This is a genomic window from Hephaestia sp. MAHUQ-44, from assembly GCF_023806085.1.
In the GTDB taxonomy this organism is placed as follows: Bacteria; Pseudomonadota; Alphaproteobacteria; order Sphingomonadales; family Sphingomonadaceae; genus Sphingomonas.
The window spans coordinates 101197-127610 of the sequence record NZ_JAMSLX010000009.1 but is presented as its reverse complement, the minus strand read 5'-3'; the positions used below and the strand labels follow the sequence as shown (position 1 = coordinate 127610).

The window sequence follows — 26414 nt, the reverse complement described above, 5'->3', positions numbered from 1 at the left end:
CAACTCAGCCCTTCGTCAATCGCCGCCAGAAGCCGCGTGCGCAAATCCATCGACAGTGCGTGACCCATCCATGCCAGCCTCCTTCACCAGCAAGGATGATGAATCAGAAATCGGCCACCAGAGGAATGAGGTGGTGCCGGTTTTCTGGACAGGATGCTAAGCTAATCCCGACCTGATGGATTGGTACGGGAATGAAGACGACGAGAAAGCGCTACAGCGCGGATTTCAAGGCGAAGGTCGCGCTGGAAGCGATCCGGGGCGACCTGACGCTGGCGGAGCTGGCAGCCAAGCACGGCGTGCACCACACGATGATCGCCGCGTGGAAGCGCCAAGCCGTTGACGGGATGGCAGGCACGTTTTCCGGGGCGGGCGATGCGGCCAAGGCTGCCAGTGAGAGCGAGGTGGAAAAGCTGCACGCCAAGATCGGGCAACTGGTGGTGGAGCGGGATTTTTTAGCGAAAGCCTTCGGTCGATGAGCGTGGACCGGAGGCGGGCGATGGTTGAACCGGCTCACTATCGCCTGTCGATCGCGGCGCAGTGCCGCCTGCTGCGGATCAGTCGTTCGTCCTATTACTACGCCCCGGTGCCGGAAACGGACGAGACGCTGGCGCTGATGACGGTAATCGACGAGACCTTCATGGAGTGCCCGTGGTATGGCAGCCGCCAGATGGCGCGGCATCTGCGGCGCAATGGTCGGGATATTGGTCGCCGTCGGGCGCGACGCCTGATGGCGAAGATGGGACTAACGCCGATCTACCAGCGGCCGCGCACGAGCGATCCCCACCCGCAGCACCGGATCTATCCGTATCTGCTGCGCAAACTGGCGATCGAGCGGCCCAACCATGTGTGGTGTGCCGATGTGACTTACATCCCGATGCGGCGCGGGTTCCTCTACCTGGTGGCGGTCATGGACTGGGCGACCCGCAAGGTGCGTCGAATACGATGGATGCGGGCTTTTGCGTCGCCGCTCTGGAGGAAGCTCTGGCCCGCTTTGGCAGGCCGGAAATCTTCAACACGGATCAGGGCAGCCAGTTCACGTCGCAGGCCTTCACTGGCGTGCTGCGCGAGGCCGAGGTCCGTATCAGCATGGATGGGCGCGGGCGATGGATGGACAACGTCTTTATCGAGCGCCTCTGGCGCTCCTTGAAATACGAGTGCGTCTATCTCCATGCCTTCGAGACCGGATCGGAGTTGAAGGCTGGCCTTGGCCGGTGGATCACCTATTACAACACCCAGCGTCCGCACTCGGGCCTGGCCGGCAGAACCCCGGTCGAAGCCTATCGGCGGATCGGACAATCAGATCATGGGGGCATGCCCCCATGATCTGATGATCAAACAGGCGGCGTGAACGACAACCGGGATTAGCTTAACTCAGCCGCAAACCTGTCCAAGAAGGCGGAACCACCTCACCTTACCCTTGTGGCGGTCGTCTGGGATTTCGACTCCAGCAGATCAACGATCGTAAAGTTTGTTGGTGAAACAGCTGAATGGGCGGCTGCTTCCCAGAGCATCAATCCATTTGGCGAATGGCGGCTAAGCTCGCGTGAACCGTCAGTGAGTTCAACTCTCAAGACCGGCAGGCGGAACATCGATTCCCACTTCGCGTCGTAGCCGCGGGCCGACCTCCATACGCTTGGTGAGGCTATCGATGAACCGCTCCCACCGCTCCTTTCCCACTGCCTGCGCCGCTTTCATTGCCGTGTTCGGCAAGGGCGCTGTGCTGGTCAGCCAGAAGCGGATGAACAAGGCGAGCGTCTCGTTCGAGAGATCCAGATTCCACGCTGCCCGGTCGAGCTGACGCGAGAGGTGGTCGAGGCGCCGGGCGAGCGCGGCTTCGAGCCGCTCGGCGCCATCGGGCGACAGGAACGATTCCAGCGCCGCCTCGACCACTGCCGTCTGCGAGGCTCGTCGGGCGCGGGCATGGTCCGCGAGCCGGCGCGTGAGATCGGCTGGCAGGCGGATCGTATATTTGATGCGCGGGTTCTTCACAGCTCGATCCCGTCATCTGGATCAAGCGCCGCGCGCCGGGCATTGCCGGACATGGTCCGGTCGGCGGCGCGACGGAGCTGGCTCGCTTCCTCGTCGGGGGGTGGCGCATCGAAGTCGAATTCGCCGTCGGGCGCCTTCGCGGGCGGGGCGATATCCTCATGGCGTTCAATCGCCGGATCCTGCCGGATCCCGCCATTGGTATTGTCGGTTCCGGTCTCCGTGGTGGCTTCGCTGGTATCGGCGTCATCGGTAGCTTGCGGTGCATCCGCCTGCGGCGACGGCGGGGCCGCTTCCCGCGCGGGCGGGGGCGGCACCGGTGGCGGAACCGGATCAAGGCTGGTCCAATCATCGCTGGGCAGATGTGCCATGGTCGTCGCCGGTGCCTTGGGCGGCGGGAGGATGCGCCCCTGGAATTGCGGATCGACATAATAGCGCGCCTTGGTGCCACGGATCGGCGCGAGGCCCGACACCATGACGATCTCGTCATTGGCGGGAAGCTGCATCACCTCGCCCGGGGTGAGCAGCGGCCGCGACGTCTCGGTCCGCGACACCATGAGGTGACCGAGCCACGGGCTGAGGCGGTGCCCGGCATAATTCTTCATCGCGCGCAGCTCGGTCGCGGTCCCGAGCGCGTCGGAGAGCCGCTTGGCGGTGCGTTCGTCGTTGGTGGAGAAGCTTACCCGGACGTGGCAATTGTCGAGGATCGAGTTGTTCTGCCCATAGGCCTTGTCGACCTGGTTGAGGCTTTGGGCGATCAGCATCGCCTTGAGGCCATAGCCCGCCATGAAGGCGAGAGCCGCCTCGAAAAAGTCGAGTCGTCCGAGCGCGGCGAATTCGTCGAGCACCATCAGCACGCGATGCCGATTGCCTTTGGGATTGAGTTCCTCGGTCAATCGGCGACCAATCTGGTTGAGGATCAGGCGGATCAGCGGCTTGGTTCGGCTGATGTCGGACGGCGGGACGACGAGATAGAGCGACACGGGCTGCGGCCCATTGACGAGATCGGCGATGCGCCAGTCGCAGCGCCGGGTAACGTGGGCGATGACAGGATCGCGATAGAGGCCCAGGAACGACATGGCGGTCGACAGCACGCCCGACCGTTCGTTGTCCGACTTGTTGAGCAGTTCGCGCGCGGCCGAGGCGACCACCGGATGGACCTTGCCGTCGCCGAGATGTGGCGTCGTCATCATCGCGCGCAAGGTCGTCTCGATCGGCCGGCGCGGGTCGGACAGGAAGGCGGCGACCCCGGCTAACGTCTTGTCGGCTTCGGCATAGAGGACGTGGAGGATCGATCCGACCAGCAAGGCGTGACTGGTCTTCTCCCAGTGGTTGCGCTTCTCGAGGCTGCCTTCGGGGTCGACCAGCACGTCAGCTACGTTCTGCGCGTCGCGCACTTCCCACTCGCCCTTGCGGATTTCGAGCAGAGGGTTGTAGGCCGCCGATGCCGGATTGGTCGGATCGAACAACAGCACCCGGCCATGGAGCCCGCGGAAGCCGGCGGTGAGCTGCCAGTTCTCGCCCTTGATATCATGGACGATGCAGCTTTCCGGCCAGGTGAGCAGGGTCGGCACGACGAGGCCAACGCCTTTGCCCGACCGCGTCGGGGCAAAGCACAGGATATGCTCAGGCCCGTCATGGCGCAGATAATGCGGTTCGAGCCGTCCGAGCACCACGCCGCGATCGCCGAGCATCCCGGCCTTGCGCACCTCCTGTTCGGTCGCCCAGCGCGCCGAGCCATAGGTTTCGGCCTTCTTCGCCTCACGGGCGCGCCACACCGACATGGCGATCGCGATGATGATCGCGAGGATCCCGCCGGACGCCGCGATGAACGCGCCGGTGACGAAGATTTTCGGGGCATAGGCATCATAGCCGAACCACCACCAGAAGAAGGCCGGTGGCGGATAGATTGGCCAGTCGCGCAGCATGAACCACGGCGCGCCGAGCTCTGGCTGATAGGCGAGCGCATGGGCGGTCCATTGCGTCGCTCCCCAGATCGCGCCGAGCACGATCGTGAAGACGGTGATGACCTGACCCCACAGGATCTTGGTGGCGTTCATCGCAATTGCTCCAGGTTGCAAGGGAATGGCATCACACGCCGAGTCCGCGACCGCGGCCGAGCGTCCAGTCGACGCTGCCGCCGTGACCCATCGTGCCGGTGATGTGCTGGCCGAGATGCTGGTCGAGCGCAGGTCGCCAGGGCACGAGTTGGAAGCCGAGCCCGTTGTCGATCATCGCGTAGCGGCCCGAGGAGAGCGTCACCCGCTCGCGGTAGATCCCGCTCACATACTCGCCGGCGGCCGAGGGCTTATGGGCAAGCCCGGTGCGCGCGGCGATCGCATCGGCCGCGGCGGTCAGCTCGCGTCCCCGCAGCGTGCCGATCAGATCCTGCGCGAACAGGAAACCGCGTCCGCGCCGCTGGGCCAGCCCTTCGGCTTCGAGATGCCGCGCGCGAGCGTCCATCGCGTCACGGATCGTCATGCCGAAGCCATTGCCGGTCGCGACGGGCTCGCGCGCGACGAGTTGCCGATCGAGCCAGGTGGCGCCGGGTGCTGCGACCTGCGCTTCGAGGGGGAGGTCGGAGCGGGTCGCGAGCGACAGCCGGTCACGACCATTCCTGTCCTGCCAGGAGCGAAGCTCGACGATCGCACCGGGTGGCTCGTCGCCGGTCATGTCGAGATCGCTGAAGGTGAGATGATGCAGCCGGCCGTCGGCGCCGTCGATCACCGCATAGGCTGTGCCGTGAAGCTCGTCGTGCAGGCCGCGTTCGACCAGCCGGCCTATGACCGGATCGGTCGGTGCGCCATCGTGGAGCGCGAAGGTCGCGGGGTCGGGCGCCTGGCCCTGGCCGGACATGGCGCGGTGCATCGTCTTGATGATGTCGGTGCGGATCGAGAGATCGCGCAGCACGCGATCGGCGTCCGGGCGGATGCTCCATAATGCCGGCCCCAATTTCTCCGCGAGGCCAAGCCGCTCGAGCGTCGCGGTGCGGCCGAGCAGCAGGCGGCGCATCTCGTGATCGTCCCCGCCCGCCGGCCGCAGGTCGATCGTGCGGGTGACGTCATCAATGTGCCGCTGGATCGTCCGGTCGAGGCTGGTCCAGCGCTCGGCATCGACCTCGCGTTCCAGTGCCGAGCGGATGTCGCGGGCGCTGCGCGGGCCGAGTTCGACGGTGACGCGATCCTCGGCGCGACCGCGCATCCCCTCGCGGATATAGTCGCGATCGATCACAAGATCGCTGCCGTCGTCAGCGACGCCGCGAACCAGAACGTGGATGTGCGGATTGTCGGTGTTCCAATGATCGACCGCAACCCAGTCGAGTTCGGTGTCGAGATCGGCCGCCATGTCGCGCATCAGCTCGCGAGTGAAGGCGCGCAGGTCCGCCATGTCGCCGGCATCCTCGGGGCTGACGATGAATCGGAAATGGTGACGGTCCTCGTCGCATCGTTCAGCGAAAGCGGCGCCGTCGGCGCGCTCGGACCGCGCATCGAACAGATCGGCATCGCGCCCATCGCGCGTGACGCCATCGCGCTTCAGATAGGCGATGTGACGAGCAAGCGGGGCGGCGCGAAACCGCATCCCCTGGTGCCGGACGACGCGCGCCTTGATGACGACACGCCGGTTCGCGTTCCGCCCGGTCGTGCGGAGGCGCGCGATGCGGCCGCGCCCGCGATGACCGGTGCCTCGGCCGGTGACCGGGCCTCGCCGCGTGTAGCCCGCCTTCGCCGCCGCCCGCCGGACCTGTGCTGCGAGGCTCTGGGCCTTGCGTGCGCCGCCGGCACTCGAGTCCCTGCTCTTTCCGGGCCGAACCCGGAAATCATCGTCGTTCCGGCTCATAAGCCGCCCCGATCGCGGGGTGCCAGACGCAAAAATGGCGGAAATGCTGGCGTTGCGCCAAAAGGTGCCAGACAGCCTAGCTGCGTGCCCGACAAAATTGCCTTATCTATACAACCACATAGACGCCGGTGACTGGCGCCCCTTTTATCTCGCCGTGCTGCCTCCCCGACTTTCCTGTCCCGTCTGTCGCCAAATTCCCCCCTCACCGTTTCCCAACGCAGTCGGTCCGGTTGCCCTCGTGTCCGACCGAGAGGCTGTCGAACGCGACGCTGAAGGTCGCCAGCGTGCATGCGATCACGGCACTGGCCGGAAGGGAGCGGAAGCGGCACTTGATGCGCGCCGCTTCCGCTGGTCGATTGCGTCGTCAGCCCGATCGGATCGCGGTATCGAATCCTGCCTGGCCGCGCGCCAGCTTCGTCAGCGCGGCGTTGAGTTCGCGCCGGATTTGACGGATTTCCTTCGCGCTGGTGTTCGCCGAGAGTTCCGCCCGCAGTTCGCTGATATGTTCGTAGAACGTCATCGTCGCCTCCTGATGAATGAAAAGGTGACGATGCTGCCCGGTGTGGAGCGGGTCGGGTCAAGGATCGCGAAGCGACCGCGCCAGCGGCGATGGGGGTCACGATTTTTTCCGGCGCGGCGATGCGGTTGGTGATGATGGACTGCGGCCGGATCGCCGTAAAAAATGGTGGGGCCCCGTCGTCCTTGAGGCGAGCCGCTCCACGCCGGATGCTGGGGACGACTGAGCAGGCATAAACCTCTCCCCACGCGAAACCTCCCGGCAACGGTCGATCCGGCTGCACGCTGTCGGCGGAGCGGCGGTGTCGCGATGTCACGATCACGAGCCGGAAAGCGGGACGAACAGACCATCGCGATGGTCGTGTGCGACGACGATTGAGGGCGCGACGAGGATAGTCCCACCGCGCGATGGCGGCGCGTTCATGGATGCTGGAATGGCGTCGCCGCTGCGTTGCGGGAACAAGCCGGCTGCGCGCCATGACGGTGCGACAGCGATCGGCATCGCAGCCAGCGAACTGCTGTCAGACGTGCCGATCAATGGCGCGAGGCGCGCCACATAGGCGACCGTTTCGGTCGGCAATGCGCCCCCGCGTGTACGCCAAGCATCGACCCGAGCCGGTCCCGCATTGTAGGCGGCGAGCGCGGTCGGCAGGTCCGTATAGCGGTCGATCAATTCGCGGAGATAGGCGGTGCCGGCGAGAATGTTTGCGCGCGTGTCGAAGGGATCGCGGCCGAGCGAATGGCGTGCCGTCAGGGCTTCCCATGTCGAGGGCATCACCTGCATCAACCCGACGGCGCCAGCCGGCGAGATCGCGTGCGGATCGCCGCCGCTCTCGACGCGGATGACCGCGCGTATCCATGCCGCCGGGATGCCGAACCGTGTCGTCGCCTCGCTGATCGCGGCGGCGTAAGGATGACGCGGATCGGGAAGCGTATTGGGCTCGGCGGGCGGCGTGGATGCGGCGGGCGACACGCCGATCGCGCCCGCGCCGACCAGCAAGAGGAGCACGATCGCGCGGGCGGTGTGGAACCGCCCGCGCGCGCATTCCCGGCCCGTCGACGTTTGGTTAGCGGGCATCGATCACTCCTTCTCGGCGTGATCGCGCGGCCGCGACCAGCGCAGCGACCAGTCGTGGCTATGCTCGTCGTGGAACAGATTGGCGCGGATCGGCTGCGGCAATGCCGGGTCGTCGATCTGCACCGCGAGATAGTCACCCGCGCGTTCGCCCGTGCGTTTCCACGCCGCGCCGATCTCCGGAACCGGCTCGACGTCGCCGTCGTCGCTGGCGTGGACGCGATAATCGGGCGCGTTCTCGGCATCAGAAGGCTGCGCCGGCACGATGATGATGCGGCGGAACAAGGTGAGGGTTTGAACACTGCCGGCGAACGTCTCGCCCGTGCGCGTGAATCGACCGATTTCTGGCATGATCATTCCTGTGCGGTGGAGTTAAGAAAGCCATTGGCGGGCACCGCTCCCGCCGCTGGGGGAGCGTTCAGCGCGCCGGCGCGCGCCATGCGAAGCGGCCGGTGCCGTGCGGGTCGGTCCACACGGGGACAGCGCGACCGATGATGCGCGCCGACGGCAGCACGCCGAAATATCGGCCGTCGAAGCTGTCGCGGACACGCGCGTTCATGGGCAAGAATTCGCCGGCGATGATCCGGTGGCAGCCGCGCCAGGCCGGCAACGCGCGGCCGGCGCGATCGCGTGTCAGCGCATCGCCGAGCTTGACGCCGTCGAGCGTGATGGCGCGTGCCGCGCGGCAGACGGTTTGCCCTGGTATTCCGGCGATATGCTTGAGCAGCGGCACGCCATTCGGAAGGTAGCGGCGGCGCGCGAGAAACGCCGCCAGGGGCTCAGGCGTGTCGATCGCGACGAGATCGCCGCCCTTGAAGGGGCCATCGACGTCGATCGCGTAGAGCCCGATCGGCGCGCTCGCGCTGGCATTCCACACCAGCCGGGGGCGCGGCGACAGCAGCGCCGTGGCGACGAAGAGCGAGGCGATTGCGGGGCCGGCCAACGCCAGCGTGGCGGCGGACGCGCGCGCGCTCATTGGTCCAGCGCCTTGCGCTTGAGCCATGCGGCGTGGCGTTCGGCGGTATAGGGCCGCGCCGCTTCACCCGCCGAGATCCTGTTATGGAGGTGGCGCCAATGATCCGGCGCTGCCTCGCAGGGATCGACGCCCGCGGCCTCGATCGCCTCGATCGCGGCGAGCGTGGCGGCGACCTTGGCCGAACCCAGCAATGAGAGCAGGAGTTCGCCGCCCGGCCGCACGAAGGGCGCGGTCGTATAGGCTTCGCCGGGAAGCGTCGCACGCAGGATGTCGATACGCGAATGGACCGTGCCGTAATCGTTCGATGACCAGCGGGTGAAGGCGAAGATCGCGCCCGGCAGGAACGAGACGATGCGCGCGCGGGACGTGACGATCCGCTCGCCGGCGATCCGGCCGAAGCGAATCCGGTGTTCGAGGCGCTGCGCGATCCAGATCAGTTCGACGTCGGTCATCGCGCCGCCCACAGCGTGGGAATCGGCGACGCGCGTGCGCCGGTCGGGTCGTGAAACGGTCACGATGATTCTCCGGCGGATGGTTGGCGGGATGGCAACGCCGCGCCGAACGGCAGCGTGACGGCGACCGCCGGCGCGCGACGCCGGACGCGCTGCGTTAGAAGGAATCCGAAGGATTCTATTCTATTAGCATGGTTATAAGGGTGCGGATTCGGCCAGCTATTTCCGCAGGTTACAGCGCATGTCGGTTCCCGATAGGACGACCCGGCGGTTCCTGATCGGACGACTCTGACGGTTCCTGATAGGACGGCCGTCACGACCGTCCGTCCTCGACTGGAAGCCGCACGCGCCGCATCGCCGCCGCGAAGGTATCGATCGGCAGCGGCGCAAAATTGAGCCGCTCGCGTCCGAGGGCGTGCTCGATCGAGAGCGTGTATCCCGGCAGCGGCTGGCGGCGGACGATCGCGCGCAGCTCGAACGCGAACCGCTTGAACGGGGAGAGCACGCCGGACTTCAAGTGGAGGTGAGCGAAATCGAAGCTCCAGCCGCCTGCCTGTCGCCCGCCATGCTTGCGCACGATGCGGTAGAGCCAGCGCTCAAGCCCGCCGGTCAGGTCGAAATAGGCGCGGTCGATGGTGAGGATCAGCGACCGGTCGAGGACGCCGGCATAGAACCAGTCGGGCAGGATCACCTCGATGCCCTGCGGTCGCCCATGGGGATCGAGCCGTTCCTGCCATTCGTTGATCCACGAGAAGCGATGGCGGCGGCGCTGATGCTGCTGGCGGATCGAGGTCGCCACGGTCGTCGACTGGAGCCGGTCGAGCCCGGCCTTCAGGCGGTCATAATTGTCCCGCCCGGTGCCGCGTCCGATGAAGGTGAGGATTTCGTGCGGGGTGGTCGCCATGAGGCGCGAGGTCGGGGCGCCTCCGTCGCGCGCGCCGACGAGCTGGCTCGCCGCCCAGATCAGGACATCGGCGTCCCAGATCGTCGCCATGCCATGTTCGGGCACGGCCTCGACCGAGATCCATGTCGCGCCCATCCGGAAATCGATCGGCGCGGTGCGGCGGGACTTGGCGAGGCTGAAGAATGGCCACGCCATGAGATCCTGCGCGTCGCGTGCCGCGACGGTGCCGGGGATCGAACGGAACCGGTCGAGCTGACCGCGTTCGCCGCGATCTGTCGGCGACGAGCGAGACGGAGCGCTGCGCATCGCGTCAACGCCGGACCGGACCATTGCGGGGCTTGGCGGGAAGGCAGACGCCGGTCCCCGGATCGGAGGTCGACCGGCGCAAGCCGAGCTGCGCCCATTCGTCGAGCGCTTCCATCGTATAGACGACGCTCCCGCCCAGCTTGTGGTAGGCGGGACCGGTTCCATAGACGCGATGCTTTTCCAACGTCTTGGGGCTGAGGCCGAGATGCAGCGCCGCATCGGGCGTTTTCAGATAATGGGCTGTCGGCCGGGGCGGTGGCGTGTCCATGGGGATGCTCCAGGGTGAACGAGATGCCGCGCGCGGAGCGCGGACGGTGCTGGAGCGCTGTGGCGGACGGGACTGGATTAGGCGGAGCGGCTATTTTGAGGCGCGGCTTTTTGTCGCACCGCGCGTCACCCGCGCAGCAAGGTGCGGTAACCGCCCCGCATCAGCGCGAGCGCCTCGTCGATCAGCCGCTGGGTGCGACGCCGTTCGGCGGATGATTTCCATTCGGAGCCGCGCCCGATCGTCATCCCCGGATAGACGTAGCAGCGCGCGATATCGTGGGTGGTGGGCGGCGTGCCGGCGGAATCGAGCAATGCATCGAGGATGGCGAGGAGCATCGACAGGCGCCGCCGCTGGAACGGCGTCGGCCGGATGCCCGGCGGTGTCTTCGCCGGCGGCGCGCCAGCCAGTCGCCGGTCGAAGCGCTGGAGGGCGGCGAGACGCAGCGGCAGCGCGTCATCCCGCGCGACGACATAGGCAAGGGGCTGGCCGGCGACGATGTCCCGGATCCAGAGCCGATGCGGGCCGTCAATGTCGCCTAACACGATATGGCGACCGCTGGAGAGGGTCCGGTCGTTGAGGATGATCGGCCAGTCGGCGAGGTCGATCGGCACCGTCGCGGCGAAGCCGGGTGGGGCGGCATCGAGGATGATCGTGGTGGGCGCGATCGCGGCAAGCCACAAGGCCGGTTGATCAGCGGCGAAGATGTCGGGGTCGCACGGGAAACGAAAGGCCCCATCGCCGGGCCATTACCTCCGGCGCCAACGTGGAAGGGGATTCCGCTGGATGGCGCGTCAGCTCGCGATATTGTGACCGGTAGTCGGCGTTGCGGCGGAGAAACTCCTGGGCGAACCCGGCAAGGTCGAGAGCGCCTGGAGGCGCGCGGCTCTGTTCCCCTTGCTGCATCCGCGGCCTCTCCTTCCCGTGGGGAATGAGATTGGTCGCGGCGCAGGTATCGGTCCATGCCATGTTCTGGGGAGTGGCCTCCCCAGAAATGGGGAGGCTCCGCCGACCGGGTGGCCGGCGGAGCATTTGGGTCAATCCCCGCTGTGGCGTGCGGGGCGGTTCCACGTGAGGTTGAACTCGCCCTCATCGCCCTCGCGAAGTTGCGCGTAGATCGGGGCGACGAAGCTGGGATCGTCGAGCTTGAGCGAGAGGTAGGGGCGATCGTCGTTGCCCCGCTTGGGCCATCCGGCGCCAACCTCGACCTCGCCGAGATAGACCCGATGGGTCGGAGCGTTGCCGGTCGCTGCCTCGTCGGGGACGATGCGCACCGCCTTGAGTTGAAGCGTCAGCGTCGTGATCTGGCCCCGGAATTCGCCCGAGACTTTCTTGAAGGTGCCGATCTTCGCCATGTGCCATTCCTTTCGCTTCGAGCCGCGCCATTGCGGCCTCGATGCGCTGTTGGACCGGCAGGCGAACGGCGCTGCAGCCGAAGGCCCGGAGCGAAGCGGAGGACGGCGTGGACCGGGCTTTCTTGATGCGCGAGGAACGGCGGCACGCCGGGGGAAGAAAGTTCGGTCCCACGCCGTTGCGGCAAGCTGGTCGAGCGTCAGCGATCCTGCCGGAATCAGGCGCATCGATGCGAGGCCGTGATGGGAGCGGCGGGCGATGAGACCGGCAGGTGGCGAGGATGCCAGTTACGATCGGTCCGGGACGAGGTCGGAACGGGGGGATGAAGGACGATACGGGCGGCGTTGCGGCTCCGTCTGCCGGGAAGCGGCATGGGTCGGCTGCGCCATCGGGTCTATATCGGTTTCCTTGGCAGTTTTCCGGCGCGCGTCACGTTCACCGCCTTCGTGCTGGCGAGACCCGACCGAAGCCCCGTGATGCTAGATCGAGGTGGTGATCGACGGCGCGACGGCCGGCTGCGCCGGCGATGCCGAGCCGTCCAGCGTCGTGAGCCGCCGCCACGCGGCGGCGGCGATGACAAAGGCGCCGATCCAGCTCAGGATCGTCACGATCGCCCCCGCGCCGATTGCCATGATGCCGATGCCGTAAACGGCATGATAGCCGGCAATCCCGGCCGGGACGGCATAAAGGAGCGCAAGTCCAAGGCGCGCGAGCGGCGAGTGCACGGTCGAGAACAGCGCCTGGCCGCCGGCTAGGACGAGAATGGCGAGGGCGAAGCCGCCGAGGATCGAGGCGATCAGGCCCTGGCCGTGATTGTGCATGAAAAAGGCGGTTGTCACGCCGGCCCATAACGGGAGCGCATAGATGGCCAAGCTGAACACCAGCCAGAGGATGTAAAGTCCGGCGAAGACGCCGAGAATGAGAATGATGGTCATAGAGCGTCCTTCTCTGACGAAAAGTTGGACGCGCCTGCCACCTCCTCCACAGCGCTATGCCTTGGCAGGATAGCGCCGCGGATGATCGAGCGAAACCGGATTCTGCCCGATCGGGGCGGCGGATTGGCGTGCCGATCAGCCGGGAAAGGGATCATATTGATGCACGACTTGCGCGTCGTTGCCGTCGAACTCGTCCCACGGCATTACGGAATAGCCGTCGTCGGTCCGGACCAGGACGATGACCTTCATCAACGTGCGCGCGAGATTCCAGGCGAGCTTCTGGGCGGTGATGAGCGGCATGGGATGGGCTCCTGTCGGTGGAGCGGGACCATTCCCGCTCGACAGGCGCCCCCAGGGCGGAAGGCTGGCCGCAATCACCGCGCCCCTCGGGGCGCGGCCGCACGCCTCGCGTAGCGGACCCTTTACGGGTTGATTGGCCGAGGTCAGCCTTCCGCCAGGGGAACAGCGCTTGCGATGCGGGTGGTCCGGTCCCACCGACCGGTACTGACTTGACGCTCGGGACCACCGGATGCCCGGGCCGATCGCGATTGATGACGGAGGTTGATCGTGCCCGCCTGCGGCCCCGGCCCGCGTCCGACCGGGATGGAGGCGTGACACGGCAAGGGAGACTGATATGGAAACGCCCCACGCGCGGGGGGCCGAGCAGGTTTCAGCGTGCGCGGATCACCGAACAGGAGCAATATTGCGTGAACAATAACGATCTCGCCGAATCGCTTGCCGCGTCCAACGGCATCACCAAGACCGATGCCCGCAAATATGTCGACGACATGTTCGCCGCGATCGCCGCCGCCGCGGCCAAGGGCGATGAGATCGCGCTCGCAGGCTTCGGCAAGTTCAAGGTGAAGCGCACCGAGGCGCGCGACGGGCGCAATCCCGCGACCGGCGAAACGATCAAGATCGCCGCGTCGAACAAGCTGACCTTCGCGCCCGCGAAGGCGGTCAAGGACCGGCTGAACGGCTGACACATGCCGTCGGGGCGGCGCGAAAGCCGCCCCGACGGTTCCGGCGCGTCAGGAAAGCGGCCAGCCGAGGCGCTCCATCAGCGAGCGGCCGCGCGGTTGCGCCGCTTCGCGCGCCATCTCGACGAGGATTTCGTCGTCGATGGTGTCGAGGTCGAAACCGCGTTCCTTCGCTGCGGCAATGAGCGAGGCGAGGTCGGGATACTGATCGAACCGCGTGCCGAACCACAGGCACGGCTGCTCGGTCGCCGGATCCTCGAATGCCTGGAGGAAATAGGTCCGCATCGGGGGATCGTAGCCGATGATGGCGTTCTCGTCGGTGCGATCGACCGACCGGACGATGACGGGGTGACGGCTCATGCCGTTGCCTTTCACGAAGGGGTGACAAGAAGGCGGCCCCATCTTGCGATGGGGCCGAAACCGGCGCGTCAGGCCGGCGGATTCCAGATCGCGACCTTCTTCGTCGGGTCGTCGCCCGGCGCGTTGGCGATGTTGGCGTAGATCGTCCCGAACTCCGGCGCCGACAGCGAGAGCGAGGTGTATTCGACGCCCGTGCTCTGGGACGAGCGATCCCAGCCCGCCCCCAGCTCGAAGCCGTTCTTGCGGCTGAGGACGCGCCAGTCGGGGTCGTTGTCCTTCATCTTGCGCGCATTGCGGACGATCGTGATCGGCGCCGTGACGTTGAGGGTGGTCAGATTGCCGTCCATCGTGCCGTCCGGCTTCACGGTGAGGGTAGCGACGATAGCCATGTCAATTCTCCTTGGGTTGCCCGGAGACCATTCCCCGGTGTCGCCCATCGGAGGGGCCGTGACCCGCCGTCACCGGAGCGCAGCGCAGGGCGAACCCCAAACGGGGTTGACGGCATAGGGGAGCGAGCCCCGCAGGCAGGCGGCAAGGAGGGGATTGGTCGTGGGCGAGAGGGGAACTGAGACGGCTGATCGTGCCCGACCGGTGATCCGCCGGACAATGGAATTCTCGATCACCAACGCCACCTGATGCGCGGGGTCGTGACGTTCGGCGCGTGCGATGAAGGAGATAGGCACTGTCTGGACCCAGGTGGTGAATGCGCGCGATCGGGACAGAAAAGCTGTCCCGGCACCGGTGCCGATGATCCGAACGGCGAGCCATGCGTTGGTTTGGGCAGATCGGACGTCGCGACCGTGGGCGGCGAGCGCAATCGAGGAGGGAGCGGATGAGGTATGTCGCCGTCGCAGCGTTGCTGGGCGCGCTCGTATCCGGGGCCGCCCATGCGGACCAGCCTGACCGCAATTGGATCAGCAGCACCCGTGTGATCCATATGCTGGAGGCGGACGGCTATCGGGTCATCAAGATCGAGGCCGATGATGGACACTGGGAGGGTGAGGCGGTTCGCCGCGGGGCGAAGTTCGATTTCCACGTCAACCCGCATTCAGGCCGGATCACCAAGCTCGAACGCGATGGCGATTGATACCGGGCTCCAGGGGCGCAATGCCTGCGCATGAAGCGCAGTGATAGCAAAAACTCCATATTGCTAGCAATCCGAGCCGCGCTGACCTATATGAAGGGCTAGGAGATTCCCCATGGCTCGTACCGCCGACAATATTCAGCTCAACGTGCGCTCGGCGTTCGCGCGCGATCGTGTCCATACGCTCAGCAAGCTCACCGGTATGACCGCCAGCGAAGTGGTCGAGGATGCGCTGCGCAGTTATGTCCCGCCCGGGCTTCCCGCCAATACCGGCAAGCTGGTGCGGCGCGGCGCGCTGCTGGTTCGTCCGTCGAGGGGCAAGCGCATCAGCCTCGAGGAAGCCAACGACGCTCTCGAACGCAGCCGCGAGCGCGACCTTGAAGATTGACGCGCTGGTCGACAGCAATGTGATCATCGCCGCGCTCGCCGGCGAGCATGAGCATCATACCGCATCGGCCGATCTGTTCGATGGCGCGCGCGGCGCGACGCTGGGCATTGCCGCGCACAGCTATGCTGAAGCCTACAGTACCCTGACCCGGCGCGGCCCGCACGCGCCGTTCCGGTTCACGGCCGAGGAAGCCTGGGCGGCGCTAGAGAGCGTTAGGAGCATCACCCAGTTGATCGGCCTCACGCCCGCGCAGACGTTCGAGACCGTGCGCAGCTATGCCGGGGACGGCGGGATCGGCCCGCGTCTTTATGACCGGATGATCGGTGAGGTGGCGGTCGCTCATGGCATCGCGACGATCATCACCTGGAATATCGGCCATATGCGCGGTCTGTTTCCGGCGCTCGACGTCAGAACGCCCGGCGACTTCTTGCAAGTTCACTAGGCTGTTGACTGATGAAGCTGTCTCTCGGCGAGCGACTCAATAGCCGCCCGTTCGAGGAGGTAAAGAGTATTCACAACGCTGTCCTATATTCATCGGCACCATCGGCGACCGCGATCGACCAACATGTTCGACTGACCGGAACGGCAGGTTGAAGGGGCAACTTGCGAATAGCCGCCGTTCGATGCGGCCACGTCCGCCAGCAGCTTCGCACTTCAATTTCGGTCGTTCAGCCGTCAATCTATCTATCTATCCTAAAAGCCGCCCTCCGCGAGCGCTGTCATTGAGATAGCTCCTTTTGCGCACGGCGCTGAATGTTGGCTTCATCCATCAGTAAGCTAAACTTGGTGGTGCCCTGCATCGCCGATCGGCGACCGGATTTGTGACGGTTCTACGGCTTGAGCAAGGAAGTACGCAGCGGAAGGGATAGCCATCCGGGCAGATCATTGACCTTAGAAAAGCTGTCGACAGGATCGGATTGCGGAGAAGAATGGTCATGCGCCATGGATAAGATCAGCCCCGAGCGGCGCAGCGAGAATATGCGCCGGATCGGGCGGAAAGACACCGCCCCGGAGATGGTTGTCCGGCGGACGGCCCATTCACTCGGCCTTCGATATCGGCTTCACAGGAAGGATCTGCCCGGAACGCCTGATCTCGTCTTCCCCCGCCAGCGGTTGGCAATTTTCGTTCATGGCTGTTTCTGGCACCGGCATACGGGCTGCCGGAACTGCACCACCCCCTCAACTAGACAAGAGTTCTGGATCGCGAAATTTGCTGCGAATGTGGAGAGAGACGCGCGAAGCGAAAGAGAATTGTGCGAACTCGGCTGGCAGGTGGAGGTCATCTGGGAATGTGAAACCAGGGACCGCCAAGCGCTTGCCGGACGCCTCCGATCGATCCTGGGCGGCATTCGCACGCAATAATTATTTTGCGTCCGACCTTGACGGGCCTGGCCTTTTTCTCCGCGACCTGGCAGCCTAGCGAAAATGGCAAGTCAGGCGGATGTGTGGTCAGGGGTCTAGATATATTTTGTGGTGCCGGAGGCAGCAGTGCCGGAGCCCGTGCGGCTGGCATAGAGATGCGCGGTGGCATCGATATGGATCCCGTCGCCACCCGCACATACGCAGACAATTTCAATAGCGCGCATGTCGTGACATCTCGTCTTGAAGATATCAACCTTGCGGCGCTTCGACGGCAGATCGGTACAATTGATCTACTTCTGGCGTCTCCAGAATGTACCAACCATACATGCGCGAAAGGATCGGCACCAAGGAGTGAGGAAAGTCGGGCAACAGCGATGACCGTTGTCGAGTATGCCCGAACCTTCCGACCTAGGTGGCTCGTGCTCGAGAATGTCGTGCATATGCGCCCATGGTCCCGTTATGGCGAACTAAAGCGGGAGCTGGAACTACTCGGCTACAATATCGGTGAGCAGATTCTTGACTCCAAGGACTACGGCGTCGCCCAGAGCAGGCGTCGCCTTTTCATCGTAGGAGACCTCGCCGGAAAGCCGGCCCTAGTCAATCATCGCCGACGCGGCCGGAAGCGTAGCGCGGCTTCCATTCTCGACTCCGACGGAGTCTGGCCGACCACGCTACTGAGAAAGCCCGGAAGGGCAGCAGATACGCTCGCGAGAGCAGATCGCGCTGAAGCAGTGCTGGGCGAGAACACCCCATATCTCATCGTCTATTATGGCACCGACGGCAGCGGTGGGTGGCAGCCTCTGGTCCGGCCGTTGCGGACAATTACGACCGTTGACCGGTTTGCACTTGTGACGCCGACTGATGATGGACCACGGATGAGGATGCTGCAGGTTCCGGAGCTTCGGCGCGCTATGGGCTTCGACGCGGACTATTTTCTGGGAAACGGAACTCGTCGGGATAGAATCCGCCTGCTGGGAAACGGCGTCTGCCCGCCTGTCATGGAGGCTGTAGTCAGCACGTTGACTGCGGCCTAACCATCGTCGCTGAACTCCATGTCAAGCCATGCCTGAACTGATTTCCGGTCGGAGCGTCCGTCGGTCCGGATAAGGCGCACGATATCCCTGGCCGAAACGACGATGATGGGGTGCTGATCTTCCTTGATTTCGCGGTACGCCTGCTGATCGACATGACTTGTCGTCACGATGATGCCAAACTGACGATGCCGGAGCCGCGAGATGAGCCGCGACATTTCTCTCACGCCGACCGAATTGCCCTGCCCATAGCATTTCGCCTCAAGCGCAAAATCCACATTGATTGAGATGTCTTCCCGGCCCACGCGTAGTTTTCCAACCGCATCCCTGCCTCCATCACGCGACGGGCGTGTGACATCGATATCGTGTGCGTTCGGCAGCAGGAGTTCAACGAGCCTCGCGGCAAAATGTTCGAACCGGTGTGGTGATGGCGCGAAGTGCGCGTGGATCGCCGCGATCATGGCTCTGCCGTCATCATCTTCCGGCTGCTGCTCGATTTTTGACCGCCATGGGAGCGACCTTGCGCTACGCAGAGGGCGATGCTGGCCTGTATCACGCCAGAGCCGCCAAGCCGGCGGCGCGCGTTCCAGCAGATCGTTCCCCCTAATGATGTCGTCTATCCAGCTGCGTGAAACCACTCCTGCATCAAGGACCGTGAAGCGGGCACGGTAGTTCTGGAAACGCTTCCCAGCCGCCGTGTGCCAGACCGCGACAAGGTCTTCGGTCGCCTTGAGCTCCGATGTCCCGGGGACCATCAGGCCGAGGAATTCGACATCCCGCCAGTTGCCGGTGTTGGCGAATGCCAGAATTGGCGGGATGCGGTGACGTCCTTCGGTTCCGGCATGAGCGTCCTCAAACACCCGGCGCAGAATCTCATTGCCCCGCCGGGGTGTTGCATGGAGTACCTGTCCGGCGAGCTTGTTGTCACCATAGTAAGTGAAGACGCCCGTTTCGCGGTTCATCTCGTCAGGCCAGTCCGGATCCGCCATGCCCGTCGTCAGAACGATCAGACTGAAGCAATCCATATTGCCGCGGTAGCGGAAGCCGCCGCTGTTGCTGACTTTCAACAGCGGCCCGAGAGGATCATCACCAGCGTTGCCGCGTCTTCCTCCCTCATAGATCGCATCGATCTGGAGGTCGGCGCCTGCAAGTTCTGAGAAACTGATCGTAGTCACGCCGCAAACCTCTAACGGAATTCGATGATCCCAGGCCGGGTCGAGAAGTTGGCTGAATGCGTCGCGATCTCGCTGGCAAGTGCCTCGCGAAGCCGACCGATGCGTTTGAGACCGCCAAGCTCGATCATGGGCACACTGATGCGGAACCGCATGTTCACCACCAGGACGTATCGGCCTGCTGTCGAGAGAAGCGGAGGCGTCTGAAACAGCCAATCGGATTTCGCCGGCGTGTCGCGGAACTGAGCCTTGTTCCTTAGGTCGGTGTCATCAAAGGCTATCTCCGGAACTTCTACGGCAAGGAGTAAATCCGGCACCTTGACCTTGTTGTTGGAATGATCACACGGTGCCCCCAGCTGGATCAGCCGGAAGTTGCACCGTCGTCCGAACGTCTTCCTCGCCGCGTCATCCTGAAGGCGGTTGCTCTTAAGCGGGACGAACTCCTGGCTAAGCAGAGCTGCCGTCTTGGTCTTGTGCGCCGGAAGGAGGTAGCGGCTGATAGCTGAAAAGGGAGCTTCATAGATCGCGCCGAGCGCCAACCCTACGTCCTGCGCCTTCTCGATGTGAAAGAAGGTGTTGAGTGCGGCGCGCTGCCGGTCATCAGGATCGGCAGGCGCGGCGACCGTCAACGCCGCTTTCCATGCTGCTTCGGTCTCAGTGACGGGCAAACTGCGCTCAAGCTGATCGGCTAACACTGCCGACATCCCCTGGGTGAACGCTCGGAACGGATGAATATCTGCTTCCGTAGCCCCTGCGGACGCCCGGCTGATGGCCCGCACAGCCTGCGCCACGGCGTTGCCCTGCTGCCGGCCGTAAAGGCCGGAAAGTCTCGCGATCTGCAGAACACTGCGATCTGCGGCGTTCGTGACGGCCCGTTCCCAGTCAAGAAGCATCGCGAGGCCGGGGATGTCACCGTGGAGTGCGCGGAGCTTGGCCATTAGCGCCGGCGGGTCTTCCAGATGCCCCTCCTTTGGCAGGCAATAGGTAGCGCAGGGTTGAAGATCCTGTGAGAGCTGCTGCTCGAGATAGTCCGTGAGCGCGTCATGGGCGGCGACGTTGTTGGTCCATGTGACCAGCGCATACGGGCCATTATCCGGGCTGATGAGCTTCCGGACGATCGTGACGATCGGCGAGAAGGTCCGCGGGCCGAAGTCGGCCGCGGCGCCGGGAAGAAGATTGATATCCATGAACAGCACCCGGACGCCGCTTGTGAAGGGCACGGTTCTATCGCTCGCCCGCCCGAACTCGATACATTCACAAAATCCGCCCAGGCCGTCGAACGCCTCTTCGAGCGCTTTGAGATGTTCTGGATTGTCATCGACGGCGATGATCCGTGGTGCAATGATCACTTGCACCATTCCCCCTTCGAAAAGACGAGTGCCGTCACGGCTCCGTCATATGCTTTAGAGAGTCCGACATCCTCCGCAGCGGGGAAAGCGACAAAACCGCCGCAAGCCTCCATGACCAGCCGCGCATAATACATTCCGATGCCCATGCCGTCGGGCTTCAGTGTAATGAAGGGCTGCAGCACATCTTCTGGCGCGAGCCGATAACCGGGACCGTTGTCCGCCAGTATGAGCGCCGGTCCCTCTTCAAAATAATCACTGGTGGTGACGACTATCGCCCGACGGCTCTTGCGCACATCGAACGGCCATCGCTGATCCAGCCAGTAGATCGAATTGTCGAGGATATTCGAGATCGCACCCATCACGATGTTGCGCGGCACACGCAGCTCGAAGTCGCGCGCTTCGTTGGTCACAATCGGAGTGGAGAGGATGACCCTGTGGCGATCGAAACGGTCGGCATTCAGCTGGCAGACAGTCCGCACCAGATCGGAAGCCTTGACCTGGGTCTCGGGGGTTTTCCGGAAGAAGTTAGCGAAACTGTCGAGCAGCTCGATCAGCGATCCCGAACGCTGCTGCAGCTTCTCGATCGGCTCGCCGCGACGTATCGCCGCATTGAGCGCCCGGACGCCGTGTTCCACCTCATGAAAGAGCGTCGCGACGTGCATCTGGGTAGCGCCAGGCCGCAGAAGCGTATCCTGCATCTCCTGGACGCGGGATTCTACCTTATCGACCAGCTTCGTGATCTCGGGGCCGAGCGATCGCTTCTCGACCTCCTTCCGGAGTTCCGCGATCGCTGAGTTCGGACTGATCCGGGATTCCTTAGCATTCTTGGAGAGAACCCGCCGCATCCGCCCCTTATCGACTGTGCGCATGCCTTCAAGGTGCGTCAGCGCGGACAACACAATCGCCCGCAGCCTCTGGTAGGCGATATTGTCATCGAACCCGTCGCGACTGGTTTTTTCGCGCAATTCGCTGCTGAGATCCATATCGAGGCTGATCAGGCCGACAATGTTGTTGTTGCTGATGGCACGGGTCGGCTGGTTCACCCGGCGGAGATCCAGGCCGAGCCAATCATCGCCCGGCTCGCCATAACTGTAGACCCTGATGTCGTCCCGGTAGACGCGTACGCCTCCATTCTCTTCTAGGAATGTGGCGATCTGGCTCTGTTCGGGAATGAACGCTGCGACTTCCCTGTCCTGGTCGAACACGAAGAAGCTCCCCTCTACGGGGCCGATGCCGTCGACGAACGATGTGGGGATGCTGCCAGGAAGCGGGCTTTCGTCGAAGAAGTCTTCCGCAAGCCGCTTTGGCAGCGGCAAGCCCTCACGCGCGGCCGAATCCGAACGTCCCTCCAGACCCATGCCGGGCGGAGGTCGGAACGAATAATTCCACCGGAATCCGTGCTCGTCAAAGCAGAAGTCATACTTCCACAACGCTGCGCCGAGGATGTCATTGACGTCAAGGAGATCATTCACCCAGGACTCGTGGCCAGGAACGAGCAGCGATACGTCGAAATCGTCTGCGGTGGTGAAAGGTGCTGAAATGGATGTCACGTTGCGCCACAGCCGGCGAACATCACCTCGCGTCCAGACAGACTTGAGATCGGTTATCTCGATCCGCGTTCCGGTCCTGCCCTTCTTGAAATAGACCGAGTCGGTCTCGACGATCGAGATTTCTGTTTCATCCATGTAGCGGCGGCCGATCTGCTCCGACCAGTTGATATCGACATGCAGCTCGGGCTCGCCCTTTGCGCGGGTCCAGAGTCTGATCCTGTTTCCGAGCTTGTGTGCCGCAAACCTGCCAACTCCCTTTTCTCCGAGTGGAAGCCGCTTGTACTTTGGCGTCCGTATGCCGCCGATACGCTGAATTTCACGCATGTCCGCACCGGGTTCCAGCCAGACATCTGTCAACGTCTCGAGCATCATACCTGAGCCATCATCGACGACGGAGATAGTACCGGCACTCCGCTCAGGTGCAGCCAGCGTTACTACAACGATATTGGCGTCGGCATCGTAGGCGTTCTTGACCATTTCGAAGACAGCAAGACGTGCATTGTCGATCAGCTGCTCCCCCAGAAGCGCGAGCAATCGCGCACGCGGGCGAAATGCTTTTTGTATTTTGATGTTGGAAATGGACCCCCTCCCGCACCTACATCCCCTGTCGTATATCCGGGCAGCCGCACAAACGCTATCAATGTTCAGACACATCGTTAAACGAGGGCCGCCTTCTGTAATTTCTAGCCCCATACCGTCGGACCGCTAGCGGCCCCTTGCCGTCGCCGGCGCGTGCCTGAACGAAGGGCAGTTTTCGACAACCTGATCCAAGGCAGGGAATGACAGCTATGTCGGCGGGAACGGTCAGCTGGACGTGCAATGAGGGCATAGCGTGTGAGGGCGCGTACCCGCCTGATCCACCGTCCAGCCCGAGCCGGTGGCCTTTGACGGTTAGCGCTACGCGGGCCCAGGCATGTCTGTCGGCGAGGTTTCGTGCGAGTGCCTGCGTATCGACGTACACCCGGTGGCGACGTCGTGTTTATCGGTCGAACCTGACCAGGTCCTGGAAGATCAGTTGGCCCCAGCGATCTCCCTGCCCGTGCACGAGCAGTCCGCCTTCCGACAGGCCGCCGAGCCTGACCGGCGCGAAGCCGAGATGTTCCGCGAGCGCAGCGATCTCCGTTGTGGCGTCGTTATCGTCGCTGGACAGGAACACGACTCTCCTGCCGCCATGCACGGCCGGGTCCTGCGCCAGGGCGGCGGCGGCCAGATGGTTGAACCCCTTGACCACGCGCCCGCCACCGAAGGCCTGCGCGACGACCTTGGCGGAAGGCTGCCCTCCCAGCTCCTCGGGGGGCACGCCGTAGGCGTTGGTCACGTCGACGATGATCTTCCCCTGCCATGTGGGCAGCGCCTTCGCGACATCCGGATGCGACTGGAAACGGACGGCCAAAAAGATGATGTCCGCCCGGACGGCGTCCGCCAGCGTCGCGGGAATGACCTCGGGGCCGATCGCCGCGACATCGGATGCGAATCTTGCCGGATCGCGCGTGGTTGCGACGGATACTTCGATGCCTTGGCGGGCAAACGCCCTGGCGAGGGCGCGGCCGATCTCGCCGAATCCAATGATTGCATAGCTCATGATATTCTCCTTCGGTTTGTTTCGGTGGTCAGAGCCGGTAGCCGCCGCTCGCTTCGATCGTCTGGCCGGTCACCCAGTGGCCGTCATCGGAGGCCAGGAACGCCACGACGGCGGCGATTTCCGAAGGCTCGCCAAAGCGTCCCAGCGCGATTTCGGCCTCGACCGCCTTTACGAGTTCGTGATTCTCCCGAAGAGCGGCGTTCCCGTCGGTTCGCGTGTAGCCCGGCGCCACGGCGTTCGCGGTAATGCCGCGCGGCCCCAGCTCGGACGCGAGCGCATGGGTCAGGTTGTTGATGGCCGCCTTGGCCATCGAGTAAACGGGCGCGGCTGTCACGGGCTTGGTGGCGGCAGCGGAAGAGATGTTGATGATGCGTCCGCCATCGGCGAGACGATCAAGAGCGGCCTGAACGATGAAGAAGGGCGCGCGGGCGTAAACCGCGATCAGCGCATCCCAACTTTCCGGCGTCGCGTCCTTGAAGCCAACAAAGCCGAAATTGCCGGCATTGTTGACCAGAATATCGAGGGCTTTGCTTCCGTTCCGCCTGGCGAACTCGGCGTCGAGTCTCTCGAACAAGGTCGGGACGGTCGCGGGGTCGACAAGGTCCGCATGGATCGCGAACGCAGTGCCTCCCGCTTTCTCGATGGCCGCGACCACCTCGTCCGCGCCGGATTTGCTGGCGTTGTAGGTCAGCGCGACCGTCGCGCCATCCTTTGCAAGACGTTCGGCGATGGCGCGGCCAATGCCCCGCGATGCCCCGGTCACGAGAGCGGTTTTTCCTTTAAGAGGCTGTTCCATTTCATTTTCCTTCATGGGTGTTTGTATGATCGGCTCATGGAGCGACCGGCTGGGCGTAGCGCGTCAGAGTTGCGCAATGCCGCCGTCGACGGCGAGTTCGCTGGCGGTCATGAAGCTGCTGTCCGACGACGCGAGAAAGGCAGTCGCCGCGCCGATCTCCGCCGGATCGGCCATGCGCTGAAGCGGAGTCATCGAGGCGAAGACCTTCATGCCTTCCTCGCCCACCGCCGCCTTCGCGAGTTCGGTCGCGGTCGGCCCGGGCGACAGCACGTTGACCCGGATGCCGGTGCCCTTCAGATCCTCCGCCCAGCTCCGCGCGAGGTTGCGCACGGCCGCCTTGCTCGCACTATAGGCGCTGAATGCCGGCGCTCCCGTGGTGCCCGCGCTCGATCCGGTCAGGATGATCGAACCGCCCTGGCCCATCAGCGGCAGCGCCTTCTGGACCGTGAAGATCGTACCCTTCACGTTGGTGTCGAAGGTTTCGTCGATGTGCTCGGCGGTGATCTGGCCGAGGGCAAGCAGGCTTCCCGTCCCGGCATTGGCGAAGACGATGTCGAGGGTTCCGCGTTCGGCCTTCACCGCCGCGTAGAGCTTGTCGAGGTCGGTCTCATCAGAGACCGAGCCCTTCACCGCCCGGGCATTGGGTCCGAGTTCTGCGACAGCGGCATCGAGCGCGTCCTGCCGGCGGCCGAAGATGAACACGAAAGCACCCTCCTCGATGAAGCGCTTTGCCGCGGCGCGGCCAATGCCGGTGGCACCACCCGTGATGACGGCAACCTTGCCCTCGAGCTTCCCCATGACTTCTCCTTTCAGGCTTTCGCCGTTGATCGTTCGGGAACGCTCCCGAGACTTGCGGAGATGGCGACGCCCGGGTCGGGCGTTCAGTGCGAAAGCACGCACATCGGTGGTGCGGAATCGATCCGGTTGGGCGACTGGCACCGCCGCGAACGCGGTGTCTGCCGTTCGGAACTGGGTCGCGCTCGGCGACATGAGCTATGGTGAGGACCGATACTGATGTACAACGCGCTGGATCCGGGCTTTGGAGAGGCGCACCGAGCGGTGCGGGATTGCACCATGATCGACTGGGATGACGTCCGCTATTTTCTTGCCGTGGCGCGCGAAGGCTCCGTGCGGGCCGCCGCCGGGCGCCTCGGGGTGAATCACGCGACCGTGCTGCGTCGCATCGCGCAACTCGAGGAACGCCTCGGCGCGCAGATGTTCGAAAAGCTGCCTTCGGGCTACCGCCTGACGGCCGCCGGCGAGGAGGTTCTCGAGCTCGCGGACCAGATGGAAGCATCGTCGCTCCAGCTCGAGACGCGGATCTTTGGCCGCGACCAGAGCGTGCGCGGTCGTCTGCGGGTGACGTTGGCGCCGCCACTCGCGACACACCTGCTCATGCCGGATTTCGCCGATTTCGCGCGACTGCATCCGGACATCGAGATGGAAATCCTGTCGTCCGGTGATCTGGCCAATCTGACGAACCGCGAGGCCGACGTCGCAATCCGTGTCGTGTACGATCGCAAGACTTTGCCGCTCAATCTTCACGGCCTGAAGGGACCGGAATTGTTCGGAAGCGTTTATATGTCCCGTAACCTTCTGGCCGCGTGGCATACGGGCGCGGCCGACCCCATCCGGTGGATCGTCATCAGCAGCCATGGCAAACCAGACTGGGCCGACGAGGGTGATGTTCGCACCGCCGAGGTTCCGTTCAGGGTCACGGATGCCCAGGCGCAGATCGTCGCAGTGCGACAAGGACTCGGCATCACGACGCTGCCGTGTTTCGTCGCAGATGCCGACCCGCTTCTGGCGCGGGTGCCGGGCACCGACCTGCACTTATACGGAACGCTCTGGCTGCTCACCCAGGGGGAAACACGCAAGACCAAGCGCGTGCGGCTCTTCACCGAGTTCATATCCCGCAGGCTCAGCGCCTACGCGCCGCTTCTGGCGGGCTTGTCCTGATCGAAATCCTGAGTCGATCGTGTGGGCGAGCGCCCGGTTCCCGACCTGCATGCTCAAAGCGAGATAGCCGGCCTGGCCCCAGGGCCAGCCATTTGTCGCAGCTATGCTGGACAAGAACGACGGCAGCTCCCAGGGGCGCCGCTGGCGATACCGATCGGCAGCTTTGTCGGCGCCAGCGGTCACGCGTTCAACACCT

30 protein-coding genes and 1 pseudogene are annotated in these 26414 nt (G+C 64.2%); 8 read left to right on the top strand and 23 right to left on the bottom strand.

Features of this window, described 5'->3' with window-relative positions; translation table 11 throughout:
• Positions 1-191: 191 nt before the first annotated feature.
• Positions 192-1323, top strand: a pseudogene (locus NFE57_RS11550) (IS3 family transposase).
• A 237-nt stretch (positions 1324-1560) separates the two neighbouring features.
• On the opposite strand, the gene NFE57_RS11545 reads toward NFE57_RS11550, so the two are convergent.
• The 15 genes from NFE57_RS11545 to NFE57_RS11475 form a co-directional block, all read right to left on the bottom strand.
• Positions 1561-1989 carry a ribbon-helix-helix protein, CopG family gene (locus tag NFE57_RS11545; RefSeq protein ID WP_252135729.1) on the bottom strand — a complete coding sequence of 143 codons (429 nt, stop codon included), beginning with the start codon at positions 1987-1989 and terminating at the stop codon, positions 1561-1563.
• A complete protein-coding gene (locus NFE57_RS11540; RefSeq protein WP_252135728.1) occupies positions 1986-4046 on the bottom strand; it encodes a conjugal transfer protein TraG in 2061 nt (686 codons plus the stop codon). The genes NFE57_RS11545 and NFE57_RS11540 overlap by 4 nt, the downstream gene beginning before the upstream one ends.
• A 31-nt stretch (positions 4047-4077) precedes the next feature.
• Complete coding sequence (locus tag NFE57_RS11535) at positions 4078-5823, bottom strand: relaxase/mobilization nuclease domain-containing protein (protein ID WP_252135727.1); 1746 nt, start codon at positions 5821-5823, stop codon at positions 4078-4080.
• A gap of 364 nt (positions 5824-6187) precedes the next feature.
• Entirely contained in the window at positions 6188-6343 is a 156-nt protein-coding gene (locus tag NFE57_RS11530; protein WP_252135726.1) for a hypothetical protein, read from the bottom strand.
• 315 nt (positions 6344-6658) lie between these two features.
• Positions 6659-7417, bottom strand: coding sequence for a lytic transglycosylase domain-containing protein (locus tag NFE57_RS11525; protein WP_252135725.1), 759 nt, complete (start codon positions 7415-7417; stop codon positions 6659-6661).
• 3 nt (positions 7418-7420) lie between these two features.
• A complete protein-coding gene (locus NFE57_RS11520; RefSeq protein ID WP_252135724.1) occupies positions 7421-7765 on the bottom strand; it encodes a DUF736 domain-containing protein in 345 nt (114 codons plus the stop codon).
• Between the two features lie 67 nt (positions 7766-7832).
• Positions 7833-8390, bottom strand: coding sequence for a S26 family signal peptidase (locus NFE57_RS11515; RefSeq protein WP_252135723.1), 558 nt, complete (start codon positions 8388-8390; stop codon positions 7833-7835).
• Positions 8387-8842 carry a DUF2840 domain-containing protein gene (locus NFE57_RS11510; protein WP_252135735.1) on the bottom strand — a complete coding sequence of 152 codons (456 nt, stop codon included), beginning with the start codon at positions 8840-8842 and terminating at the stop codon, positions 8387-8389. The genes NFE57_RS11515 and NFE57_RS11510 overlap by 4 nt, the downstream gene beginning before the upstream one ends.
• A 313-nt stretch (positions 8843-9155) precedes the next feature.
• Complete coding sequence (locus NFE57_RS11505; RefSeq protein ID WP_252135722.1) at positions 9156-10052, bottom strand: replication initiator protein A; 897 nt, start codon at positions 10050-10052, stop codon at positions 9156-9158.
• A gap of 4 nt (positions 10053-10056) precedes the next feature.
• Positions 10057-10320, bottom strand: coding sequence for a helix-turn-helix transcriptional regulator (locus NFE57_RS11500; protein WP_252135721.1), 264 nt, complete (start codon positions 10318-10320; stop codon positions 10057-10059).
• Positions 10321-10445: 125 nt separating this feature from the next.
• Positions 10446-11000 (bottom strand): DUF2285 domain-containing protein, encoded by a 555-nt coding sequence (locus NFE57_RS11495; protein WP_252135720.1) that lies wholly within the window; start codon positions 10998-11000, stop codon positions 10446-10448.
• A 10-nt stretch (positions 11001-11010) separates the two neighbouring features.
• Positions 11011-11223, bottom strand: coding sequence for a transcriptional regulator domain-containing protein (locus NFE57_RS11490; RefSeq protein WP_252135719.1), 213 nt, complete (start codon positions 11221-11223; stop codon positions 11011-11013).
• 131 nt (positions 11224-11354) lie between these two features.
• Positions 11355-11672 (bottom strand): DUF736 domain-containing protein, encoded by a 318-nt coding sequence (locus NFE57_RS11485; RefSeq protein ID WP_252135718.1) that lies wholly within the window; start codon positions 11670-11672, stop codon positions 11355-11357.
• A gap of 477 nt (positions 11673-12149) precedes the next feature.
• Positions 12150-12605 carry a hypothetical protein gene (locus tag NFE57_RS11480; RefSeq protein WP_252135717.1) on the bottom strand — a complete coding sequence of 152 codons (456 nt, stop codon included), beginning with the start codon at positions 12603-12605 and terminating at the stop codon, positions 12150-12152.
• A 135-nt stretch (positions 12606-12740) separates the two neighbouring features.
• Positions 12741-12905, bottom strand: a complete 165-nt coding sequence (locus NFE57_RS11475; RefSeq protein ID WP_252135716.1) for a hypothetical protein — start codon at positions 12903-12905, stop codon at positions 12741-12743.
• 407 nt (positions 12906-13312) lie between these two features.
• Here NFE57_RS11475 and NFE57_RS11470 point away from each other — a divergent pair, with 407 nt between their 5' ends.
• On the top strand, positions 13313-13588 hold the full coding sequence (locus NFE57_RS11470) for an HU family DNA-binding protein (protein ID WP_252135715.1): 276 nt from the start codon (positions 13313-13315) through the stop codon (positions 13586-13588).
• Between the two features lie 48 nt (positions 13589-13636).
• Here NFE57_RS11470 and NFE57_RS11465 read toward each other — a convergent pair whose 3' ends face one another.
• Complete coding sequence (locus tag NFE57_RS11465; RefSeq protein WP_252135714.1) at positions 13637-13945, bottom strand: hypothetical protein; 309 nt, start codon at positions 13943-13945, stop codon at positions 13637-13639.
• 68 nt (positions 13946-14013) lie between these two features.
• The gene (locus NFE57_RS11460) at positions 14014-14334 is read right to left on the bottom strand and encodes a DUF736 domain-containing protein (RefSeq protein WP_252135713.1); all 321 of its coding nucleotides are present in this window, start codon (positions 14332-14334) and stop codon (positions 14014-14016) included.
• A gap of 443 nt (positions 14335-14777) precedes the next feature.
• Here NFE57_RS11460 and NFE57_RS11455 point away from each other — a divergent pair, with 443 nt between their 5' ends.
• From NFE57_RS11455 to NFE57_RS11435, 5 genes are all read left to right on the top strand, one after another.
• Positions 14778-15032 (top strand): PepSY domain-containing protein, encoded by a 255-nt coding sequence (locus NFE57_RS11455; RefSeq protein ID WP_252135712.1) that lies wholly within the window; start codon positions 14778-14780, stop codon positions 15030-15032.
• A gap of 112 nt (positions 15033-15144) precedes the next feature.
• Entirely contained in the window at positions 15145-15417 is a 273-nt protein-coding gene (locus tag NFE57_RS11450; protein ID WP_252135711.1) for a hypothetical protein, read from the top strand.
• Positions 15407-15859: a type II toxin-antitoxin system VapC family toxin gene (locus NFE57_RS11445; RefSeq protein WP_286207793.1), complete on the top strand. Its 453-nt coding sequence runs from the start codon at positions 15407-15409 to the stop codon at positions 15857-15859. The genes NFE57_RS11450 and NFE57_RS11445 overlap by 11 nt, the downstream gene beginning before the upstream one ends.
• 500 nt (positions 15860-16359) lie before the next feature.
• Positions 16360-16779 carry a very short patch repair endonuclease gene (locus NFE57_RS11440; RefSeq protein ID WP_252135709.1) on the top strand — a complete coding sequence of 140 codons (420 nt, stop codon included), beginning with the start codon at positions 16360-16362 and terminating at the stop codon, positions 16777-16779.
• A gap of 83 nt (positions 16780-16862) precedes the next feature.
• On the top strand, positions 16863-17813 hold the full coding sequence (locus tag NFE57_RS11435; protein WP_252135734.1) for a DNA cytosine methyltransferase: 951 nt from the start codon (positions 16863-16865) through the stop codon (positions 17811-17813).
• On the opposite strand, the gene NFE57_RS16780 is transcribed toward NFE57_RS11435, so the two are convergent.
• The 6 genes from NFE57_RS16780 to NFE57_RS11405 all read right to left on the bottom strand — a co-directional run bounded on the left by NFE57_RS16780 (position 17810) and on the right by NFE57_RS11405 (position 25057).
• Positions 17810-18985 carry a restriction endonuclease gene (locus NFE57_RS16780; RefSeq protein ID WP_252135708.1) on the bottom strand — a complete coding sequence of 392 codons (1176 nt, stop codon included), beginning with the start codon at positions 18983-18985 and terminating at the stop codon, positions 17810-17812. The two genes, NFE57_RS11435 and NFE57_RS16780, sit on opposite strands and share 4 nt — an antisense overlap.
• A gap of 11 nt (positions 18986-18996) precedes the next feature.
• Positions 18997-20340, bottom strand: a complete 1344-nt coding sequence (locus NFE57_RS11425) for a hypothetical protein (protein WP_252135707.1) — start codon at positions 20338-20340, stop codon at positions 18997-18999.
• Positions 20328-22415, bottom strand: coding sequence for an ATP-binding protein (locus NFE57_RS11420; protein ID WP_252135706.1), 2088 nt, complete (start codon positions 22413-22415; stop codon positions 20328-20330). Before NFE57_RS11420 ends, NFE57_RS11425 begins: the two co-directional genes overlap by 13 nt.
• A 445-nt stretch (positions 22416-22860) precedes the next feature.
• Entirely contained in the window at positions 22861-23463 is a 603-nt protein-coding gene (locus NFE57_RS11415; protein ID WP_252135705.1) for an NADPH-dependent F420 reductase, read from the bottom strand.
• A gap of 28 nt (positions 23464-23491) precedes the next feature.
• On the bottom strand, positions 23492-24259 hold the full coding sequence (locus NFE57_RS11410; protein WP_252135704.1) for an SDR family NAD(P)-dependent oxidoreductase: 768 nt from the start codon (positions 24257-24259) through the stop codon (positions 23492-23494).
• 63 nt (positions 24260-24322) lie between these two features.
• Positions 24323-25057, bottom strand: a complete 735-nt coding sequence (locus NFE57_RS11405) for an SDR family NAD(P)-dependent oxidoreductase (RefSeq protein ID WP_252135733.1) — start codon at positions 25055-25057, stop codon at positions 24323-24325.
• Between the two features lie 216 nt (positions 25058-25273).
• Between NFE57_RS11405 and NFE57_RS11400 the strand changes: the two genes are divergently transcribed.
• Positions 25274-26218: a LysR family transcriptional regulator gene (locus tag NFE57_RS11400; protein WP_252135703.1), complete on the top strand. Its 945-nt coding sequence runs from the start codon at positions 25274-25276 to the stop codon at positions 26216-26218.
• The last annotated feature ends 196 nt before the right edge of the window (positions 26219-26414 follow it).

Bases quoted from the DNA above. Each gene is read 5' to 3' on its own strand.
- NFE57_RS11540 (WP_252135728.1), bottom strand. From the start codon at position 4,046: ATGAACGCCACCAAGATCCTGTGGGGTCAGGTCATCACCGTCTTCACG.
- NFE57_RS11535 (WP_252135727.1), bottom strand. From the start codon at position 5,823: ATGAGCCGGAACGACGATGATTTCCGGGTTCGGCCCGGAAAGAGCAGG.
- NFE57_RS11530 (WP_252135726.1), bottom strand. From the start codon at position 6,343: ATGACGTTCTACGAACATATCAGCGAACTGCGGGCGGAACTCTCGGCG.
- NFE57_RS11525 (WP_252135725.1), bottom strand. From the start codon at position 7,417: ATGCCCGCTAACCAAACGTCGACGGGCCGGGAATGCGCGCGCGGGCGG.
- NFE57_RS11520 (WP_252135724.1), bottom strand. From the start codon at position 7,765: ATGCCAGAAATCGGTCGATTCACGCGCACGGGCGAGACGTTCGCCGGC.
- NFE57_RS11515 (WP_252135723.1), bottom strand. From the start codon at position 8,390: ATGAGCGCGCGCGCGTCCGCCGCCACGCTGGCGTTGGCCGGCCCCGCA.
- NFE57_RS11510 (WP_252135735.1), bottom strand. From the start codon at position 8,842: ATGACCGACGTCGAACTGATCTGGATCGCGCAGCGCCTCGAACACCGG.
- NFE57_RS11505 (WP_252135722.1), bottom strand. From the start codon at position 10,052: ATGCGCAGCGCTCCGTCTCGCTCGTCGCCGACAGATCGCGGCGAACGC.
- NFE57_RS11500 (WP_252135721.1), bottom strand. From the start codon at position 10,320: ATGGACACGCCACCGCCCCGGCCGACAGCCCATTATCTGAAAACGCCC.
- NFE57_RS11490 (WP_252135719.1), bottom strand. From the start codon at position 11,223: ATGCAGCAAGGGGAACAGAGCCGCGCGCCTCCAGGCGCTCTCGACCTT.
- NFE57_RS11485 (WP_252135718.1), bottom strand. From the start codon at position 11,672: ATGGCGAAGATCGGCACCTTCAAGAAAGTCTCGGGCGAATTCCGGGGC.
- NFE57_RS11480 (WP_252135717.1), bottom strand. From the start codon at position 12,605: ATGACCATCATTCTCATTCTCGGCGTCTTCGCCGGACTTTACATCCTC.
- NFE57_RS11475 (WP_252135716.1), bottom strand. From the start codon at position 12,905: ATGCCGCTCATCACCGCCCAGAAGCTCGCCTGGAATCTCGCGCGCACG.
- NFE57_RS11465 (WP_252135714.1), bottom strand. From the start codon at position 13,945: ATGAGCCGTCACCCCGTCATCGTCCGGTCGGTCGATCGCACCGACGAG.
- NFE57_RS11460 (WP_252135713.1), bottom strand. From the start codon at position 14,334: ATGGCTATCGTCGCTACCCTCACCGTGAAGCCGGACGGCACGATGGAC.
- NFE57_RS11455 (WP_252135712.1), top strand. From the start codon at position 14,778: ATGAGGTATGTCGCCGTCGCAGCGTTGCTGGGCGCGCTCGTATCCGGG.
- NFE57_RS11450 (WP_252135711.1), top strand. From the start codon at position 15,145: ATGGCTCGTACCGCCGACAATATTCAGCTCAACGTGCGCTCGGCGTTC.
- NFE57_RS11440 (WP_252135709.1), top strand. From the start codon at position 16,360: ATGGATAAGATCAGCCCCGAGCGGCGCAGCGAGAATATGCGCCGGATC.
- NFE57_RS11425 (WP_252135707.1), bottom strand. From the start codon at position 20,340: ATGGTGCAAGTGATCATTGCACCACGGATCATCGCCGTCGATGACAAT.
- NFE57_RS11415 (WP_252135705.1), bottom strand. From the start codon at position 23,463: ATGAGCTATGCAATCATTGGATTCGGCGAGATCGGCCGCGCCCTCGCC.
- NFE57_RS11410 (WP_252135704.1), bottom strand. From the start codon at position 24,259: ATGGAACAGCCTCTTAAAGGAAAAACCGCTCTCGTGACCGGGGCATCG.
- NFE57_RS11405 (WP_252135733.1), bottom strand. From the start codon at position 25,057: ATGGGGAAGCTCGAGGGCAAGGTTGCCGTCATCACGGGTGGTGCCACC.
- NFE57_RS11400 (WP_252135703.1), top strand. From the start codon at position 25,274: ATGTACAACGCGCTGGATCCGGGCTTTGGAGAGGCGCACCGAGCGGTG.